We start from the raw sequence: 18,093 nt of genomic DNA, 5'->3' as shown, positions 1-18,093 counted from the left end.
CGAGTTTCCCCGCATGGAGTGATCCATGTGCGTGAGCCCCGTGTGCGCCCTGCGCCCGGGGCTGTTCTCATTTCTGACTCCCTTCGCCGGCGGCACATCTGGAAGGAGGCCCATGGCGAGGGCGGATAAGGCGACAGCGGTTGCCGAGCTCAAGAGCGAGTTCGAAGGCAGCGCTGCCGCCGTTCTGACCGAGTACCGCGGTCTCACCGTTGCCCAGCTCAAGGAGCTGCGCACCTCTCTCGGTGAGAATGCGAAGTTCGCCGTGGCGAAGAACACCCTGACCAAGATCGCGGCCAACGAGGCCGGTCTCGCGGGCCTCGACAGCCTGCTCGCCGGTCCGACCGCGATCGCCTTCGTCAACGGCGACGTTGTCGAGGCGGCCAAGGGTCTGCGTGACTTCGCCAAGGCCAATCCCCTTCTGGTGATCAAGGGCGGCGTCCTCGACGGCAAGACGCTGGACGCCACCGAGATCACCAAGCTCGCCGACCTGGAGTCCCGCGAGGTTCTCCTCGCGAAGCTGGCCGGTGCCCTGAAGGCGAAGCAGAGCGCTGCTGCCGCGATGTTCGCCGCGCTGCCGACCAACATGGCCCAGCTGGCCGACGCCCTTCGCGCCAAGCGCGAAGAGGCGGGCGAGTAACACGGGGATTGCCGCAACACCCGCGGTCCCGTTCCTAAATTTCGCAAGTCGTAAACGGAGGAAACATCATGGCGAAGCTCAGCACCGACGAGCTGCTCGACGCGTTCAAGGAGATGACCCTTCTTGAGCTCTCCGAGTTCGTGAAGCAGTTCGAGGAGGTCTTCGACGTCAAGGCCGCCGCCCCCGTCGCGGTTGCCGCCGCCCCCGCCGCCGGTGGCGGTGGCGAGGCCGCCGCCGTCGAGGAGCAGGACGAGTTCGACGTCATCCTCGAGGCCGCCGGCGACAAGAAGATCCAGGTCATCAAGGAGATCCGCGCCCTCACGTCCCTCGGCCTGAAGGAGGCCAAGGACCTGGTGGACGGCGCTCCCAAGCCGGTCTTCGACGGCAAGGTCAACAAGGAGCAGGCGGAGAAGGCCAAGGCTGCCCTCGAGGGCGCCGGCGCCACGGTCACCGTCAAGTAGTTCGTTTCGCCTGAGGGGCGGCCACACCCTGGTGCCGGGTGTGCCGCCCCTTTCGCATGCCTCCAGAAGGGCCTGTATAGCCGTCTGAGAGACCCGGGGGAAGGCGCCGGGTTATGATCCGGCGACCGGTCCGGAAGGGGGCAGAACGTGGCTGCGATGTCCGCCCGCCTCCTCAACTGGCTGCTCGCCGCCGCGGTGGCGCTGCTGGGCGCCGCCGCCACCTGGCTCGTCGTCCAGGACCGCGACGCGCAGGCCGCCTGGGATGACCGGCAGGCGGTGCTGCTGGCCGCCCGCGCCCACGCGGTCAACCTGCTCTCGCTCGACTACCGCACCATCGACGCGGACGTGGCCCGCATCCTGGCCACCTCGACGGGCGCCGCGCGGGCCGAGTACGAGGCCGGGGCGGGCAAGCTCAAGGACACCACGAAGTCGGGCAAGGTCGTCCAGGAGGGCGTCGTGCGCGCCACCGGGCTGGTGTCGATCGGCCCGCGCACGGCCAAGGCGCTCGTGGTCGCCGACGGGCAGATCCGCTGGGACGGCTCCCGCAACGCGCCGCAGGAGCGCTTCTACCGGTGGGAGATGGACTTGGCCAGGACCGGCGGCGTGTGGCTGGTGTCGAAGGCGGTGCAGGTGTGAGGCGGATCGCGACCGTGCTGCTGGCGGTGCTGACGCTCGCGCTCGGCGTCGCGTGCGCGATGCTGCTGCTCGACTACAAGGCGCTGCACGACAGCGAGAGGTCGGGGACCGAGGCGATGGCCGCCGCCCGGGCCGTCGCGCCTGATCTGCTCTCCTACGACTATCGCACGGTGGAGCAGGACCTGGCGCGGGCCGGCCGGCACACGACCGGCGCGCTGACCCGATACTACCGGGAGCTGTCGGGCACGCTGGTGGCCAAGGCGAAGGCCCAGAAGACGGTGCAGACCGCCTCGGTCGTGGCCGCGGCGGTCGAACGGGCCGAACCCGGGCGCGTCGAGGTTCTTCTGTTCGTGAACACGGGTACGGTCAAGGCGATCACCGGGAAGGCCGAGCCGCAGCAACAGGTCAGCCAGAACCGCGCCAGGTTCGTCATGGTGTGGCAAGATTCCCGCTGGCTGGTGGCCGACCTGTCGACGCTGATCGGCAGCGCCTGAGGGCTCGGGCGTGGCGCGACCTTCAATTGTTATCAAAATTCAGGTTTGGCGAAGCCTTGGGGATGGGTATCCCCGTCACTGCTACACCGGTTGTCGGCATGGGTTCGACCCCCGGTGTGACGGAGCGTTAACCGCCCCCGTTCGCGGGTATCGTCTTGGGCCTGGCGGTAGGCGACCGATCACACAGGGGAGAAAACCCAGCGTCCGGGCCCTAAGTCGGCTAAAAGTCGGCCTAACGGGCTTGACGTTTACGCTCGGACGGGCGATGCTGCGACCAACGTGGAGCATGCAGCGAGAGCGAAGTGGACAGGCGTGTGCCGTTCGGCTACACTGCCCCTTTGCGCTGCCCTTTGACGACCCGCTCCGCTGCTCACGTTGCGAGGTTGTCTGGCGTGCGTGTAGTCAGTCCGCCGCGAGCCCTCGGAAGGACATCTGTTGGCAGCCTCGCGCAACGCCTCCGCCGTACCCGCCGGTCCCCGTCGCGTCTCTTTTTCGCGCATCCAGGAGCCCCTCGAAGTTCCTGACCTTCTCGCCCTGCAGACCGAGTCGTTCGACTGGCTGCTGGGCAACGAGAAGTGGAAGGGCCGGGTCGAGGCGGCTCGCCAGGCCGGTCGCAAGGACGTCCCGACCCAGTCGGGCCTCGAAGAGATCTTCGAAGAGATCAGTCCCATCGAGGACTTCTCGGGGACCATGTCCTTGTCGTTCCGCGACCATCGGTTCGAGCCGCCCAAGTACTCAGTCGATGAGTGCAAAGACAAGGACATGACCTTCTCCGCCCCGATGTTCGTCACGGCGGAGTTCATCAATAACACCACCGGTGAGATCAAGAGCCAGACGGTGTTCATGGGCGACTTCCCGCTCATGACGCCGAAGGGCACCTTCATCATCAACGGCACCGAGCGTGTGGTGGTCTCGCAGCTGGTGCGTTCGCCGGGCGTCTACTTCGACCGCAGTGTCGACAAGACGTCCGACAAGGACCTGTACGGCTGCAAGGTCATCCCGTCGCGGGGTGCCTGGCTCGAGTTCGAGATCGACAAGCGTGACAGCGTCGGTGTGCGCATCGACCGTAAGCGCAAGCAGGCCGTCACCGTGCTTCTCAAGGCGCTGGGATGGACCAGCGACCAGATTCTCGAGCGGTTCGGGCAGTACGAGTCGATGCGGGCCACGCTGGAGAAGGACCACACGGCCGGTCAGGACGACGCGCTGCTCGACATCTACCGCAAGCTGCGGCCGGGTGAGCCGCCGACCAAGGAGTCGGCGCAGACCCTGCTGGAGAACCTGTACTTCAACCCCAAGCGTTACGATCTGGCCAAGGTCGGCCGCTACAAGATCAACAAGAAGCTCGGGGTCGGTGCGGAGATCACGCAGGGCACGCTGACCGAAGAGGACATCGTCGCCACGATCGAGTACATCGTCCGCCTCCACGCGGGCGAGGAGACGATGCCGGCCGCCGAGGGCGCGCCGATCGACACGGTGATCGTCGAGACCGACGACATCGACCACTTCGGCAACCGCCGCCTGCGCAGCGTCGGCGAGCTGATCCAGAACCAGGTCCGCCTGGGCCTGGCCCGGATGGAGCGCGTCGTGCGCGAGCGCATGACGACGCAGGACGTCGAGGCGATCACGCCGCAGACCCTGATCAACATCCGCCCGGTCGTCGCGTCGATCCGGGAGTTCTTCGGCACCTCGCAGCTGTCGCAGTTCATGGACCAGACCAACCCGCTGGCCGGCCTGACGCACAAGCGGCGTCTGTCCGCGCTGGGCCCCGGTGGTCTGTCGCGTGAGCGGGCCGGCTTCGAGGTCCGAGACGTGCACCCGTCCCACTACGGCCGGATGTGCCCGATCGAGACCCCTGAAGGCCCCAACATCGGCCTCATCGGCTCGCTGGCCTCCTACGGCCGGATCAACGCCTTCGGCTTCGTGGAGACTCCTTATCGCAAGGTCGTCGACGGCAAGGTCACCGACCAGATCGACTACCTGACGGCCGACGAGGAGGACCGCTTCGTCAAGGCGCAGGCCAACACGGTGCTCAACCCCGACGGGTCGTTCGCCGAGTCCCGCGTCCTGGTCCGCACCAAGGGCGGCGAGACCGAGCTCGCCCGCGCCGAGGAAGTCGACTACATCGACGTGTCGCCGCGCCAGATGGTGTCGGTCGCCACCGCGATGATCCCCTTCCTCGAGCACGACGACGCCAACCGCGCGCTCATGGGCTCCAACATGCAGCGCCAGTCGGTGCCGCTCCTCAAGAGCGAGGCGCCGCTGGTCGGCACCGGCATGGAATACCGTGCCGCGACCGACGCCGGTGACGTCATCAGCGCCGAGAAGGCCGGCGTGGTCGAGGAGGTCTCCGCCGACTACGTCACGGTCATGAACGACGACGGCACCCGGACGACGTACCGGGTGGCCAAGTTCAAGCGCTCCAACCAGGGCACCTCGTTCAACCAGAAGCCCATCGTGGCCGAGGGCGACCGCATCGAGGTCAACCAGGTCATCGCCGACGGTCCCTGCACCGACAAGGGCGAGATGGCGCTGGGCAAGAACCTCCTCGTGGCGTTCATGCCGTGGGAGGGCCACAACTACGAAGACGCGATCATCCTGTCCCAGCGGCTGGTCCAGGACGACGTCCTCTCCTCGATCCACATCGAGGAGCACGAGGTCGACGCCCGTGACACCAAGCTGGGCCCGGAGGAGATCACCCGCGACATCCCGAACGTCTCCGAAGAGGTCCTGGCCGACCTCGACGAGCGCGGGATCATCCGCATCGGCGCCGAGGTCGTCCCCGGCGACATCCTCGTCGGCAAGGTCACGCCCAAGGGTGAGACCGAGCTGACCCCCGAGGAGCGGCTGCTGCGCGCGATCTTCGGTGAGAAGGCCCGTGAGGTCCGCGACACCTCGCTGAAGGTTCCGCACGGCGAGCAGGGCAAGGTCATCGGCGTCCGCGTGTTCAGCCGCGAGGAGGGCGACGAGCTTCCCCCCGGCGTCAACGAGCTGGTCCGCGTCTACGTGGCCCAGAAGCGCAAGATCACCGACGGCGACAAGCTGGCCGGCCGCCACGGCAACAAGGGCGTCATCTCCAAGATCCTGCCGGTCGAGGACATGCCGTTCCTGGAGGACGGCACCCCGGTCGACATCATCCTCAACCCGCTGGGCGTGCCCGGCCGAATGAACGTCGGCCAGGTGCTCGAAACCCACCTGGGGTGGATCGCCGCCCGGGGCTGGGACATCACCGGCGTCCAGGAGGCGTGGGCCGAGCGGCTGCGCGACAAGGGCTTCGGCCAGGTCGAGCCGCGCACCAACATGGCCACGCCGGTCTTCGACGGCGCCCACGAGGAAGAGATCGTCGGCCTGCTCGGCAACACCATCCCCAACCGTGACGGCGACCGGATGGTCGAGCAGAGCGGCAAGGCGCGGCTGTACGACGGCCGTTCCGGCGAGCCGTTCCCGTACCCGATCTCGGTCGGCTACATCTACATCCTCAAGCTCCTCCACCTGGTCGACGACAAGATCCACGCGCGTTCGACCGGCCCGTACTCCATGATCACCCAGCAGCCGCTCGGCGGTAAGGCCCAGTTCGGCGGCCAGCGCTTCGGTGAGATGGAGGTGTGGGCGCTGGAGGCGTACGGCGCCGCCTACGCCCTGCAGGAGCTCCTGACGATCAAGTCCGACGACGTCCTCGGCCGTGTGAAGGTCTACGAGGCCATCGTCAAGGGCGAGAACATCCCGGAGCCGGGAATCCCCGAGTCCTTCAAGGTCCTCATCAAGGAAATGCAGTCGCTGTGCCTGAACGTCGAGGTGCTCTCCAGCGACGGCATGTCCATCGAGATGCGCGACACCGACGAGGACGTCTTCCGCGCAGCGGAGGAGCTCGGTATCGATCTGTCCCGGCGTGAGCCGAGCAGCGTGGAAGAAGTCTGAGGGGGATCGCACGAATGCTGGACGTCAACTTCTTCGACGAGCTTCGGATCGGGCTGGCGACGGCCGACGACATCCGTCAGTGGTCGCACGGCGAGGTCAAGAAGCCCGAGACCATCAACTACCGCACCCTCAAGCCGGAAAAGGACGGGCTCTTCTGCGAGAAGATCTTCGGCCCGACCCGCGACTGGGAGTGCTACTGCGGCAAGTACAAGCGCGTCCGCTTCAAGGGCATCATCTGTGAGCGCTGTGGCGTCGAGGTCACGCGCGCCAAGGTGCGCCGTGAGCGGATGGGCCACATCGAGCTGGCCGCGCCGGTCACCCACATCTGGTACTTCAAGGGTGTCCCGTCGCGCCTCGGCTACCTGCTCGACCTCGCCCCGAAGGACCTGGAGAAGGTCATCTACTTCGCGGCGTACATGATCACGCAGGTCGACACCGAGATGCGTGAGCGTGACCTGCCCTCGCTGGAGGCGAAGATCTCCGTCGAGCGGCAGCACATCGAGCAGCGTCGCGACGCCGACGTCGAGGCCAGGCAGAAGAAGCTCGAAGGCGACCTGGCCGAGCTCGAGGCCGCCGGCGCCAAGGGCGACCAGCGCCGCAAGGTGCGTGAGGGCGCCGAGCGCGAGATGCGCCAGCTCCGCGACCGGGCCCAGCGTGAGCTGGACCGGCTCGAGGAGGTCTGGAGCCGCTTCAAGAACCTCAAGGTCCAGGACCTCGAGGGCGACGAGCTGCTCTACCGCGAGATGCGTGACCGCTTCGGCCGCTACTTCAAGGGCGGCATGGGCGCGCAGGCGATCCAGGACCGCCTGATCAGCTTCGACCTCGACGCCGAGGCCGAGAACCTGCGCGAGACCATCCGCAGCGGCAAGGGCCAGAAGAAGGCCCGCGCGCTCAAGCGGCTCAAGGTCGTCTCCGCGTTCCTCAACACCACCAACTCGCCGCGCGGCATGGTCCTCGACTGCATCCCGGTGATCCCGCCGGACCTGCGGCCGATGGTTCAGCTCGACGGTGGCCGCTTCGCCACCTCCGACCTGAACGACCTCTACCGCCGGGTCATCAACCGCAACAACCGCCTCAAGCGTCTGCTCGACCTCGGCGCGCCCGAGATCATCGTGAACAACGAGAAGCGGATGCTGCAGGAGGCCGTCGACGCGCTGTTCGACAACGGCCGTCGCGGCCGCCCGGTCACCGGCCCCGGCAACCGCCCGCTCAAGTCCCTGAGCGACATGCTCAAGGGCAAGCAGGGCCGCTTCCGCCAGAACCTGCTGGGCAAGCGAGTCGACTACTCCGGCCGTTCGGTCATCGTCGTCGGCCCGCAGCTCAAGCTGCACCAGTGCGGTCTGCCCAAGCAGATGGCGCTGGAGCTGTTCAAGCCGTTCGTGATGAAGAGGCTCGTGGACCTCAACCACGCGCAGAACATCAAGTCGGCCAAGCGGATGGTCGAGCGCGCCCGCCCCGTGGTGTGGGACGTGCTCGAAGAGGTCATCACCGAGCACCCGGTGCTGCTCAACCGCGCGCCCACGCTCCACCGTCTGGGCATCCAGGCGTTCGAGCCGCAGCTCGTCGAGGGCAAGGCCATCCAGATCCACCCGCTCGTCTGCACCGCCTTCAACGCGGACTTCGACGGCGACCAGATGGCCGTGCACCTGCCGCTGTCGGCTGAGGCCCAGGCCGAGGCGCGCATCCTGATGCTCTCGACCAACAACATCCTCAAGCCGGCCGACGGCAAGCCCGTCACCATGCCCACCCAGGACATGGTCATCGGCCTCTACTGGCTGACGACCATGAAGGAGGGCGCGCTGGGCGAGGGCCGGGTCTTCGGCTCCATCGCCGAGGCGCAGATGGCCTTCGACCGTCGCGAGCTGGAGATCCAGGCGAAGATCCAGATCCGGATCAAGGACGTCCTGCCGCCGCGTGACTGGGTGGCCCCCGAGGGCTGGGAGCAGGGCGACCCGATCCGCCTGGAGACGACGTTCGGCCGCTGCCTGTTCAACCAGACGCTGCCGCTGTCCTACCCGTTCGTCAACTTCCAGGTGGGCAAGAAGCAGCTGTCCACGATCGTCAACGAGCTGGCCGAGACCTACCCCAAGGTCGAGGTGGCCAACTCGCTCGACGCGCTCAAGGACGCGGGCTTCCGCTGGGCGACCCGCTCCGGCGTCACGATCTCGATCGACGACGTCGTCGCGCCGCCCAACAAGCAGGAAATCATGGAGAACTACGAGCGCCGCGCCGACAAGGTGCAGCGTGAGTACGAGCGCGGTCTGATCACCGACGAGGAGCGCCGTCAGGAGCTCATCGAGATCTGGACCCACGCCACGGCCGACGTCGAGACCGACATGGTCAACGCCTTCCCGGCGACCAACCCGGTCTGGATGATGGTCAACTCCGGCGCCCGCGGTAACAAGATGCAGGTGCGTCAGATCGCCGGCATCCGTGGTCTGGTGTCCAACACCAAGGGTGAGACGATCCCGCGGCCGATCAAGGCCTCGTTCCGCGAGGGCCTGTCGGTGCTGGAGTACTTCATCTCCACCCACGGACAGCGGAAGGGTCTGGCCGACACCGCCCTGCGCACCGCCGACTCGGGTTACCTGACCCGTCGTCTGGTGGACGTCGCGCAGGACGTCATCGTCCGCGAGATCGACTGCGGCACCGACCGCGCGGTCCCGCTGCACGTCGGCGAGCGCGACGCGTCGGGCAACCTGGTCAAGGCCGAGAACGCCGAGTCCAACGTGCACGGCCGCATCCTGGCCGAGGACGTCGAGGTCGACGGCAAGATCATCGCGGCGGCGGGTGTCGACATCAACGACACGCACGTCACCGCCCTGGTCGAGGCCGGCGTCGAGACCGTCCGCACCCGCAGCGCGCTCGTCTGCGAGGCCAAGATCGGTGTCTGCGCGACCTGCTACGGCCGTTCGCTGGCCACCGGCAAGCTCGTGGACGTCGGCGAGGCGGTCGGCATCATCGCCGCCCAGTCGATCGGCGAGCCCGGCACCCAGCTGACGATGCGGACCTTCCACACCGGTGGTGTGGCGGGCGCCGACATCACCCACGGTCTGCCCCGAGTCCAGGAGCTGTTCGAGGCGCGCATCCCCAAGGGTGTCGCCCCGATCTCCGAGGCGGAGGGCCGGGTCCGGATCGACGAGACCGACAAGTCCCGCAAGATCGTCATCACGCCCGACGACGGCTCCGAGGAGATCGCCTACCCGGTGTCCATGCGGTCGCGGCTGCTGGTCTCCGAGGGTTCGCGCGTGTCGGTCGGCCAGCAGCTGGTCGCCGGCGCCGTCAACCCCAACGAGGTGCTGCGCATCCTCGGCCCGCGGGCCGTGCAGCTGCACCTGGTGGCCGAGGTCCAGCAGGTCTACCGGTCGCAGGGTGTGTCGATCCACGACAAGCACATCGAGATCATCGTGCGGCAGATGCTCAAGCGCGTGAACGTGCTCGAGTCCGGTGACACCGACCTGCTGCCCGGCGAGCTCGTCGAGCGTCCGCGCTTCGAGCAGATGAACCGTGAGACGGTGGCGGAGAACGGCTCCCCGGCCGCCGGTCGCCCGGTGCTCATGGGCATCACGAAGGCGTCGCTCGCCACCGAGTCGTGGCTGTCGGCGGCCTCCTTCCAGGAGACGACCAGGGTCCTGACGGACGCGGCGATCCACGCCAAGTCCGACTCGCTCCTGGGCCTGAAGGAGAACGTCATCATCGGTAAGCTCATCCCGGCCGGCACGGGCATGCCCCAGTACCGCAACATCCGGGTCGAGCCGACCGAGGAGGCCAAGGCCGCCATGTACACGGTCGGCGGCTACGACGGCTCCGCGGCCGACTACACCTTCGGCACCGGCAGCGGCGAGGCCGTCCCGCTGGAGGAGTACGACTTCGGTCAGTACAACCGGTAACGGTCGTCAGCACGGCGAAGCGCCCGGGTCTCTCGTTCGAGAGGCCCGGGCGTTTCCCGTTTCCGGGCCCCGCGCCTCGGGCGTGGAGGTCCCGTGCGGGGTCCGTACGCGTCCGTCAGCCCTTCACGGGTGCGAGTGCTCCGCCGGGTGTCGTCCCGGAACGGCGTCGGCGTACGGGCGGACGTGGGCCCGTGGCCGTGAACGCGAATGGGCCTGTTCGTGGCCTTGGGCGGGCCGGTCCGAAAAGAAGAAGGTTTTGGGGTTGAGCATGGGGAAGGGGCTATATCATGGTCGGCGGAGCAGCGGCCACGAGACGGGCCGCACAGAGCGGATGCGAGACGCCCCCCATAGCGACTCGCGCCGTTTTGACGTGTCGGGCGGGCCTGGTAACCTAGACCATCGTGCCCGTAGCTTTGCGGGCTCTCGGCTGTGCGCTCATATCAGAGGAGTGCCAGTCGGCTTCCTGGCTTGAAGCGTCGTGGATGTGTCTGTGCGGATAGCGCGACACGCCCGAGCGCGGGGGCGCGGGAGCAAGGACAATCCGCAGGTCATGACACCGGCAGAACCTGTGGATTCGCACTACTGACGTAACACCGGCCAAGGCACGAAACGGAGTGGCAGTGCCCACTATTCAGCAGTTGGTCCGCAAGGGCCGGCAGGACAAGGTCTCCAAGACCAAGACTCCTGCCCTCAAGGGGAGTCCGCAGCGGCGCGGCGTGTGCCAGCGCGTTTACACCACGACCCCGAAGAAGCCCAACTCGGCACTGCGCAAGGTGGCCCGTGTTCGGCTCACCAACGGCATCGAGGTCACGGCCTACATCCCGGGTGTGGGTCACAACCTGCAGGAGCACTCCATCGTGCTCGTGCGTGGCGGTCGTGTGAAGGACCTGCCGGGTGTTCGCTACAAGATCATCCGCGGCTCGCTCGACACCCAGGGTGTCCGCAACCGCAAGCAGGCCCGTAGCCGCTACGGCGCGAAGAGGGAGAAGAGCTAACTATGCCTCGCAAGGGTTCTCCTGGCCGTCGTCAGCTCATGTCTGACCCGGTTTACAGTTCGCCGCTGGTCACCGCCCTGATCAACAAGGTGCTCCTGGACGGCAAGCGCTCCATCGCGCAGTCGATCGTCTACGGCGCCCTCGAGGGCTGCAGGGAGAAGACGGGCAACGACCCGGTCGTCACCCTCAAGCGCGCGCTTGACAACGTCAAGCCGACCCTCGAGGTCCGCAGCCGCCGTGTCGGTGGCGCCACCTACCAGGTGCCGGTCGAGGTGCGCGCCGCGCGCAGCACCACCCTGGCCCTGCGCTGGCTCGTGCAGTACTCCCGGGCCCGCCGCGAGAAGACCATGACCGAGCGCCTGATGAACGAGCTCCTCGACGCCAGCAACGGCCTCGGGGCGAGCGTGAAGAAGCGCGAGGACACCCACAAGATGGCCGAGTCCAACAAGGCCTTCGCCCACTACCGCTGGTAACCCCGGCGGGTTCGACGAGACGACGAGGACGCGAAGAAAGTGGCCACCACGACCGCTCTTGACCTGGCCAAGGTCCGCAACATCGGGATCATGGCCCATATCGACGCGGGCAAGACCACCACGACCGAGCGCATCCTGTTCTACACCGGCATCAACTACAAGCTGGGTGAAGTCCACGAGGGCGCAGCCACCATGGACTGGATGGAGCAGGAGCAGGAGCGCGGCATCACGATCACGTCCGCCGCGACGACCTGTGAGTGGGCCGGTCACACCATCAACATCATCGACACTCCGGGGCACGTCGACTTCACCATCGAGGTGGAGCGCTCGCTGCGCGTGCTCGACGGCGCCGTCGCCGTGTTCGACGGTGTGGCGGGTGTCGAGCCGCAGTCGGAGACGGTGTGGCGCCAGGCTGACGGCTACAACGTCCCCCGCATCTGCTTCGTGAACAAGATGGACCGGGTCGGCGCGGAGTTCCACCGCTGCGTCGAGATGATGATCAGCCGTCTGGCCGCGACCCCGGCCGTCGTCCAGCTCCCGTGGGGCGTTGAGGCCGACTTCAAGGGCGTCATCGACCTGATCAAGATGAAGGGCCTCCTCTGGAGCGCCGAGGCTGCCAAGGGCGAGATGTACGACGTCGTCGACATCCCGGCCGATCACGCCGAGGCCGCTCGCGAGTGGCGCGACAAGCTGGTCGAGACCGTCGCCGAGAACGACGACGAGCTGATGGAGCTCTTCCTCGAGGGCACCGAGCCCACCGAGGAGCAGCTGGTCGCGGCCCTGCGTCGCGCGACGCTGGCGAGCGCCGTCAACCCGGTCCTGTGTGGCACCGCGTTCAAGAACAAGGGCGTGCAGCCCCTGCTCGACGCGATCGTCGCCTACCTGCCCGCGCCGACCGACATCCCGGCCATCGCCGGTCACGCTGTCGGTGACGAGAGCAAGGCCGTCGAGCGTCACGCGGACCCGACCGAGCCGTTCTCCGCGCTGGCCTTCAAGATCGCCAGCGACCCGCACCTGGGCAAGATCACCTACATCCGCATCTACTCGGGCACGCTCGAGGCCGGTTCACAGGTCATCAACTCTGTGAAGGGCAAGAAGGAGCGGATCGGCAAGATCTACCAGATGCACGCCAACAAGCGCGAAGAGCGCCCGTCGGCGATCGCCGGTCAGATCGTCGCCGTGATGGGTCTGAAGGACACCACCACCGGTGACACCCTGTCCGACCCGGCCAACCAGGTCGTGCTCGAGTCGATGACGTTCCCGGCTCCGGTCATCAACGTCGCCATCGAGCCCAAGACCAAGGGCGACCAGGAGAAGCTGTCGACCGCGATCCAGCGGCTGGCCGAGGAGGACCCGTCCTTCCAGGTCCGTCGTGACGAGGAGACCGGCCAGACGGTCATCTGGGGCATGGGCGAGCTTCACCTTGAGATCCTCGTCGACCGCATGCGTCGCGAGTTCAAGGTCGAGGCCAACGTCGGCCGTCCCCAGGTCGCCTACCGTGAGACCATTCGCCGCAAGGTGGAGAAGGTCGACTACACCCACAAGAAGCAGACCGGTGGTTCCGGTCAGTTCGCGCGGGTGATCATCGACCTGGAGCCGCTGGGCGAGGGCAACGACGGTTACGAGTTCGAGAACAAGGTCACCGGTGGCCGCGTGCCGAGGGAGTACATCCCGTCGGTCGACGCGGGCGCGCAGGAGGCCGCTGAGTTCGGCGTGCTGGCCGGCTACCCGATGGTGGGCGTGAAGGTGACGCTGACCGACGGTGCCGCGCACGACGTCGACTCCTCGGAAATGGCCTTCAAGATCGCCGGTTCGATGGCGTTCAAGGAGGCCGCGCGCAAGGCTGACGCCGTGCTCCTCGAGCCGATGATGGCCGTCGAGGTCACCACGCCCGAGGACTACATGGGTGATGTCATCGGCGACCTCAACGGTCGTCGCGGGCAGATCCAGGCCATGGACGAGCGGGCCGGCGCCCGTGTCGTCAAGGCGCTCGTGCCGCTGTCGGAGATGTTCGGCTACGTGGGTGACCTGCGCAGCAAGACTCAGGGGCGCGCGAGCTACAGCATGCAGTTCGACTCCTACGCTGAGGTGCCTCCGGGCATCGCCAAGGAGATCGTCGCGAAGGCCCGGGGCGAATAGTTCCGGTCCCTGGCGGGACGGTGTGAGCCGTCCCGCCGCCTAGGGGTTCGGGATCACCCGGGCCCGAGTGTGTATGACGAAAGTCAGTCAGATTCTCAAGGAGAGAACCAGTGGGCAAGGCCAAGTTCGAGCGGAACAAGCCGCACATGAACATCGGCACCATTGGGCATATCGACCACGGTAAGACCACACTGACCGCGGCGATCACCAAGGTGCTCCACGACCGTTACCCGGACCTGAACGCGGCGACCCCGTTCGACAAGATCGACAAGGCGCCGGAGGAGAAGGCCCGCGGCATCACGATCTCCATCGCGCACGTCGAGTACCAGACCGAGAAGCGCCACTACGCCCACGTGGACTGCCCCGGTCACGCCGACTACGTGAAGAACATGATCACCGGTGCCGCTCAGATGGACGGCGCGATCCTCGTGGTCGCCGCCACCGACGGCCCCATGCCGCAGACGAAGGAGCACGTCCTCCTGGCCCGCCAGGTCGGCGTCCCCTACATCGTCGTGGCCCTCAACAAGGCCGACATGGTCGACGACGAGGAGATCCTGGAGCTCGTCGAGCTCGAGGTCCGTGAGCTCCTGTCCGCTCAGGAGTTCCCCGGCGACGACCTGCCGGTCGTCCGCGTCTCCGCGCTCAAGGCTCTCGAGGGCGACGAGAAGTGGGCCGACAGCATCATCGAGCTGATGAACGCCGTCGACGAGAACGTCCCCGAGCCCCCGCGTGAGACGGAGAAGCCGTTCCTCATGCCGGTCGAGGACGTCTTCTCGATCACCGGTCGCGGCACCGTCGTCACCGGTCGTATCGAGCGCGGCATCGTCAAGGTGAACGAGCAGGTCGACATCATCGGCATCAAGCCGGAGAAGACGACCACCACCGTCACCAGCATCGAGATGTTCAACAAGATGCTCGACGAGGGCCACGCCGGCGACAACGCCGCGCTGCTCCTCCGTGGCATCAAGCGCGACGACGTCGAGCGCGGCCAGTGCATCATCAAGCCGGGCACGACGACCCCGCACACCGAGTTCACCGGCCAGGTCTACATCCTGTCCAAGGACGAGGGCGGCCGCCACACGCCGTTCTTCAACAACTACCGCCCGCAGTTCTACTTCCGTACGACGGACGTGACCGGCGTGGTGAACCTCCCCGAGGGCACCGAGATGGTCATGCCGGGCGACAACACCGAGATGCGCGTTGAGCTGATCCAGCCCATCGCCATGGAGGAAGGCCTCAAGTTCGCGATCCGTGAGGGTGGCCGCACCGTCGGCGCCGGTCGGGTCACGAAGATCATCAAGTAGCTCGACCGCGGGGTGGCGGTCGGCCTCCACACAGGGGCCGGCCGCCGCACCACGACAGGGGTTCGGAGTCCGTACGGGCTCCGCTCCCCGGCTCCACGGCAAAGCCGTGATCCAGCAGTCACTTCGGCCCAGTGACCGAAGCAGGCCAGTGACCGAAGTTACTGCCGGATCACGGAAGAAAAGGCAGATCGACTGCGTCTGTCTCGTGGAGCATCGCACCACCCAGCGGCATCCTGCCGCACGATACTTTTTCAGACGACAGCGAAGGACACCGAGGCCACTATGGCGGGACAGAAGATCCGCATCCGGCTTAAGGCCTATGACCACGAGGTCATCGACGTTTCGGCCAAGAAGATCGTCGAGACGGTGACGCGGACTGGCGCGAAGGTCGCGGGCCCGGTGCCGCTGCCGACCGAGAAGAACGTGTACTGCGTCATCCGTTCGCCGCACAAGTACAAGGACAGCCGCGAGCACTTCGAGATGCGCACGCACAAGCGGCTGATTGACATCATCGATCCGACCCCCAAGACGGTTGACTCGCTCATGCGGCTCGACCTCCCCGCGGGCGTCGACATTTCGATCAAGCTCTGAGGGAACGCACTGACATGGCTAAGACGATCAAGGGCGTCCTGGGCAAGAAGCTCGGCATGACCCAGGTCTTCGACGCGGACAACCGGATGGTCCCGGTGACCGTGGTCGAGGCCGGTCCGTGCGTGGTGACCCGCGTCCGCACCGCTGAAAAGGACGGCTACTCGGCCATCCAGCTCGGCTTCGGGCAGGTCGACCCCCGGAAGGTCAACAAGCCGCTCGGCGACTACCTGCGTAAGCACGACATCACCCCGCGCCGTTACTTCGCGGAGATCCGCACCGACGACGCGAGCGACTACACCCTCGGCCAGGAGCTGCTGGCCGACACCTTCGAGGCCGGCCAGTTCGTCGACGTGACGGGCAAGAGCAAGGGCAAGGGCTTCGCCGGTGTCATGAAGCGGCACGGCTTCGGTGGTCTGGGCGCGTCGCACGGCACGCAGCGCAAGCACCGGTCGCCGGGTTCCATCGGTGGCTGCGCCACCCCGGGACGCGTATTCAAGGGTCTGCGCATGGCCGGTCGGATGGGTAACGTCCGCACCACCGTGCAGAGCCTGAAGGTTCATTCCGTGGACGCCGAGAAGGGCCTCATCCTGATCAAGGGTGCGATCCCCGGCGCCAACGGCAGTCTGGTCCTCGTTCGCACCGCTGCCAAGAAGGGGGCTGCCAAGTGAGCACCATTGACGTCCTTGACGCCAGCGGGGCGAAGACCGGGACCGTCGACCTGCCCGAGGACATCTTCGGCGCCAAGGTCAACGTGCCGCTGATCCACCAGGTGGTCGTGGCCCAGCTCGCCGCTCGCCGGCAGGGCACCCACAAGGCCAAGACCCGTGGTGAGGTCTCCGGCGGCGGCAAGAAGCCGTACCGGCAGAAGGGCACCGGCCGCGCCCGTCAGGGCTCGACCCGTGCGCCGCAGTTCGCGGGCGGCGGCGTCGTCCACGGCCCGGTGCCGCGCGACTACTCGCAGCGCACGCCCAAGAAGATGAAGGCCGCCGCGCTCCGCGGCGCCCTGTCCGACCGGGCCGGCGGCGGTCGTGTGCACGTGGTGAGCAGCCTGGTCTCCGGCGAGACGCCGAAGACGAAGGCCGCCCTGCAGGCGCTGCGTACCATCACCCAGGCCAAGTCGGTCCTCGTCGTGGTCGACGAGACCGACGAGCTGACCTGGCTGAGCCTGCGCAACGCGCCGGAGGTCCACCTGCTGGACTCCGGTCAGCTCAACACCTACGACGTGCTCGTCCACGACGACGTGGTCTTCACCCAGGAGGCGTACGACCAGGTCGTCGCCAGGCTGGGCCGGGGCGGGAAGGAAGAGGCCTGATGGAGAAGATCGCCGACCCGCGCGACATCATCCTCAAGCCGGTCGTCTCTGAGAAGAGCTACGGCCTGATCGATGAGAACAACAAGTACACGTTCCTGGTGCGCAAGAGCGCGAACAAGACCCAGGTGAAGATCGCCGTTGAGCAGATCTTCGGGGTCAAGGTCACCAGCGTGAACACGATCAACCGGCAGGGCAAGCGCAAGCGCACCCGCACCGGTTTCGGTAAGCGGCCCGACACCAAGCGCGCGATCGTGAGCTTGGCCGAGGGCGATCGGATCGACATCTTCGGTCAGATCGGCTAACCACGCGGGAGGCCCGGCCTCCCGCGAGCCCCTTTTCTGGGGCTTCGCACGAAATTGATACCCCAGGTCCCCGGACCTGGGGTCCGACAGAGGATGAACGAAAAAGATGGGCATCCGTAAGTACAAGCCGACGACTCCGGGTCGCCGCGGTTCCAGTGTCTCGGACTTCTCCGAGATCACCCGCAGCACGCCGGAGAAGTCGCTGCTTGCACCCCTTCATAACAAGGGCGGCCGTAACGTACACGGCCGGGTCACCGCTCGCCACCAGGGCGGCGGTCACAAGCGCGCCTACCGGATCATCGACTTCCGCAGGCATGACAAGGACGGCATTCCGGCCAAGGTCGCTCACATCGAGTACGACCCCAACCGCACCGCCAACATCGCTCTGCTGCACTACGCCGACGGCGAGAAGCGCTACATCATCGCGCCGACCGGCCTCAAGCAGGGCGACCGCATCGAGAACGGCCCCGCGGCCGACATCAAGCCGGGCAACTGCCTGCCGCTGCGCAACATCCCGACCGGTACCTTCATCCACGCGGTGGAGCTCCGTCCGGGCGGCGGCGCCAAGCTCGGCCGTTCCGCGGGCGCTCAGATCCAGCTGCTCGCCAAGGAAGGTCAGTACGCCACGCTGCGTATGCCCTCCGGTGAGATGCGCATGGTCGACGTGCGCTGCCGCGCGTCGGTCGGCCAGGTCGGCAACGCCGAGCAGGCCAACATCAACTGGGGCAAGGCCGGCCGTATGCGGTGGAAGGGCAAGCGCCCCACCGTCCGCGGTGTCGCGATGAACCCTGTCGACCACCCGCACGGTGGTGGTGAGGGCAAGACCTCCGGTGGTCGCCACCCGGTGAACCCGAAGGGCAAGCCCGAGGGCCGCACCCGCCAGGCCAACAAGGCCAGCGACCGGCTGATCATCCGTCGGCGCAGCAAGAGGAAGAAGCGGTAGG

15 protein-coding genes are annotated in these 18,093 nt (G+C 66.9%); all 15 read left to right on the top strand.

All coding sequences use genetic code 11. The annotated features are described in order from the left end of the window. Nucleotides 1-112: 112 nt before the first annotated feature. Nucleotides 113-637, top strand: coding sequence for a 50S ribosomal protein L10 (rplJ, locus tag ACBI99_RS13645; RefSeq protein ID WP_138689471.1), 525 nt, complete (start codon nt 113-115; stop codon nt 635-637). 68 nt (nt 638-705) lie between these two features. Then, entirely contained in the window at nt 706-1,098 is a 393-nt protein-coding gene (gene rplL, locus ACBI99_RS13640; RefSeq protein ID WP_219508761.1) for a 50S ribosomal protein L7/L12, read from the top strand. Nucleotides 1,099-1,254: 156 nt separating this feature from the next. Continuing rightward, nucleotides 1,255-1,734 carry a hypothetical protein gene (locus ACBI99_RS13635; RefSeq protein ID WP_375072441.1) on the top strand — a complete coding sequence of 160 codons (480 nt, stop codon included), beginning with the start codon at nt 1,255-1,257 and terminating at the stop codon, nt 1,732-1,734. Further along, nucleotides 1,731-2,228 carry a hypothetical protein gene (locus tag ACBI99_RS13630; protein WP_219508759.1) on the top strand — a complete coding sequence of 166 codons (498 nt, stop codon included), beginning with the start codon at nt 1,731-1,733 and terminating at the stop codon, nt 2,226-2,228. The genes ACBI99_RS13635 and ACBI99_RS13630 overlap by 4 nt, the downstream gene beginning before the upstream one ends. Nucleotides 2,229-2,663: 435 nt before the next feature. Further along, a complete protein-coding gene (gene rpoB, locus ACBI99_RS13625; protein WP_375072403.1) occupies nt 2,664-6,143 on the top strand; it encodes a DNA-directed RNA polymerase subunit beta in 3,480 nt (1,159 codons plus the stop codon). A 14-nt stretch (nt 6,144-6,157) separates the two neighbouring features. Beyond that, nucleotides 6,158-10,033 (top strand): DNA-directed RNA polymerase subunit beta', encoded by a 3,876-nt coding sequence (locus ACBI99_RS13620; RefSeq protein WP_219500398.1) that lies wholly within the window; start codon nt 6,158-6,160, stop codon nt 10,031-10,033. A 620-nt stretch (nt 10,034-10,653) separates the two neighbouring features. Then, a complete protein-coding gene (gene rpsL / locus ACBI99_RS13615; RefSeq protein ID WP_049572713.1) occupies nt 10,654-11,028 on the top strand; it encodes a 30S ribosomal protein S12 in 375 nt (124 codons plus the stop codon). Between the two features lie 2 nt (nt 11,029-11,030). Further along, the gene (rpsG, locus tag ACBI99_RS13610) at nt 11,031-11,501 is read left to right on the top strand and encodes a 30S ribosomal protein S7 (protein WP_043623423.1); all 471 of its coding nucleotides are present in this window, start codon (nt 11,031-11,033) and stop codon (nt 11,499-11,501) included. Nucleotides 11,502-11,591: 90 nt separating this feature from the next. Beyond that, on the top strand, nt 11,592-13,640 hold the full coding sequence (gene fusA / locus ACBI99_RS13605; protein ID WP_246644013.1) for an elongation factor G: 2,049 nt from the start codon (nt 11,592-11,594) through the stop codon (nt 13,638-13,640). Between the two features lie 110 nt (nt 13,641-13,750). After that, nucleotides 13,751-14,944 carry an elongation factor Tu gene (gene tuf, locus ACBI99_RS13600; RefSeq protein WP_219500410.1) on the top strand — a complete coding sequence of 398 codons (1,194 nt, stop codon included), beginning with the start codon at nt 13,751-13,753 and terminating at the stop codon, nt 14,942-14,944. Between the two features lie 282 nt (nt 14,945-15,226). Then, nucleotides 15,227-15,535, top strand: coding sequence for a 30S ribosomal protein S10 (gene rpsJ / locus ACBI99_RS13595; RefSeq protein ID WP_030912931.1), 309 nt, complete (start codon nt 15,227-15,229; stop codon nt 15,533-15,535). Between the two features lie 14 nt (nt 15,536-15,549). Then, the gene (rplC, locus tag ACBI99_RS13590) at nt 15,550-16,203 is read left to right on the top strand and encodes a 50S ribosomal protein L3 (RefSeq protein ID WP_101783540.1); all 654 of its coding nucleotides are present in this window, start codon (nt 15,550-15,552) and stop codon (nt 16,201-16,203) included. Beyond that, on the top strand, nt 16,200-16,847 hold the full coding sequence (rplD, locus tag ACBI99_RS13585; RefSeq protein ID WP_375072402.1) for a 50S ribosomal protein L4: 648 nt from the start codon (nt 16,200-16,202) through the stop codon (nt 16,845-16,847). The genes rplC and rplD overlap by 4 nt, the downstream gene beginning before the upstream one ends. Continuing rightward, nucleotides 16,847-17,149: a 50S ribosomal protein L23 gene (gene rplW / locus ACBI99_RS13580; protein WP_219500414.1), complete on the top strand. Its 303-nt coding sequence runs from the start codon at nt 16,847-16,849 to the stop codon at nt 17,147-17,149. The genes rplD and rplW overlap by 1 nt, the downstream gene beginning before the upstream one ends. Nucleotides 17,150-17,255: 106 nt before the next feature. Then, nucleotides 17,256-18,092: a 50S ribosomal protein L2 gene (rplB, locus tag ACBI99_RS13575; RefSeq protein ID WP_101783543.1), complete on the top strand. Its 837-nt coding sequence runs from the start codon at nt 17,256-17,258 to the stop codon at nt 18,090-18,092. The last annotated feature ends 1 nt before the right edge of the window (nt 18,093 follow it).

This window comes from Nonomuraea sp. ATR24, from assembly GCF_041950485.1.
Taxonomy (GTDB): Bacteria; Actinomycetota; Actinomycetes; order Streptosporangiales; family Streptosporangiaceae; genus Nonomuraea; species Nonomuraea ceibae.
Note: the sequence above shows the minus strand (reverse complement) of the source record. Positions and strands in the feature narration are given on the sequence as shown.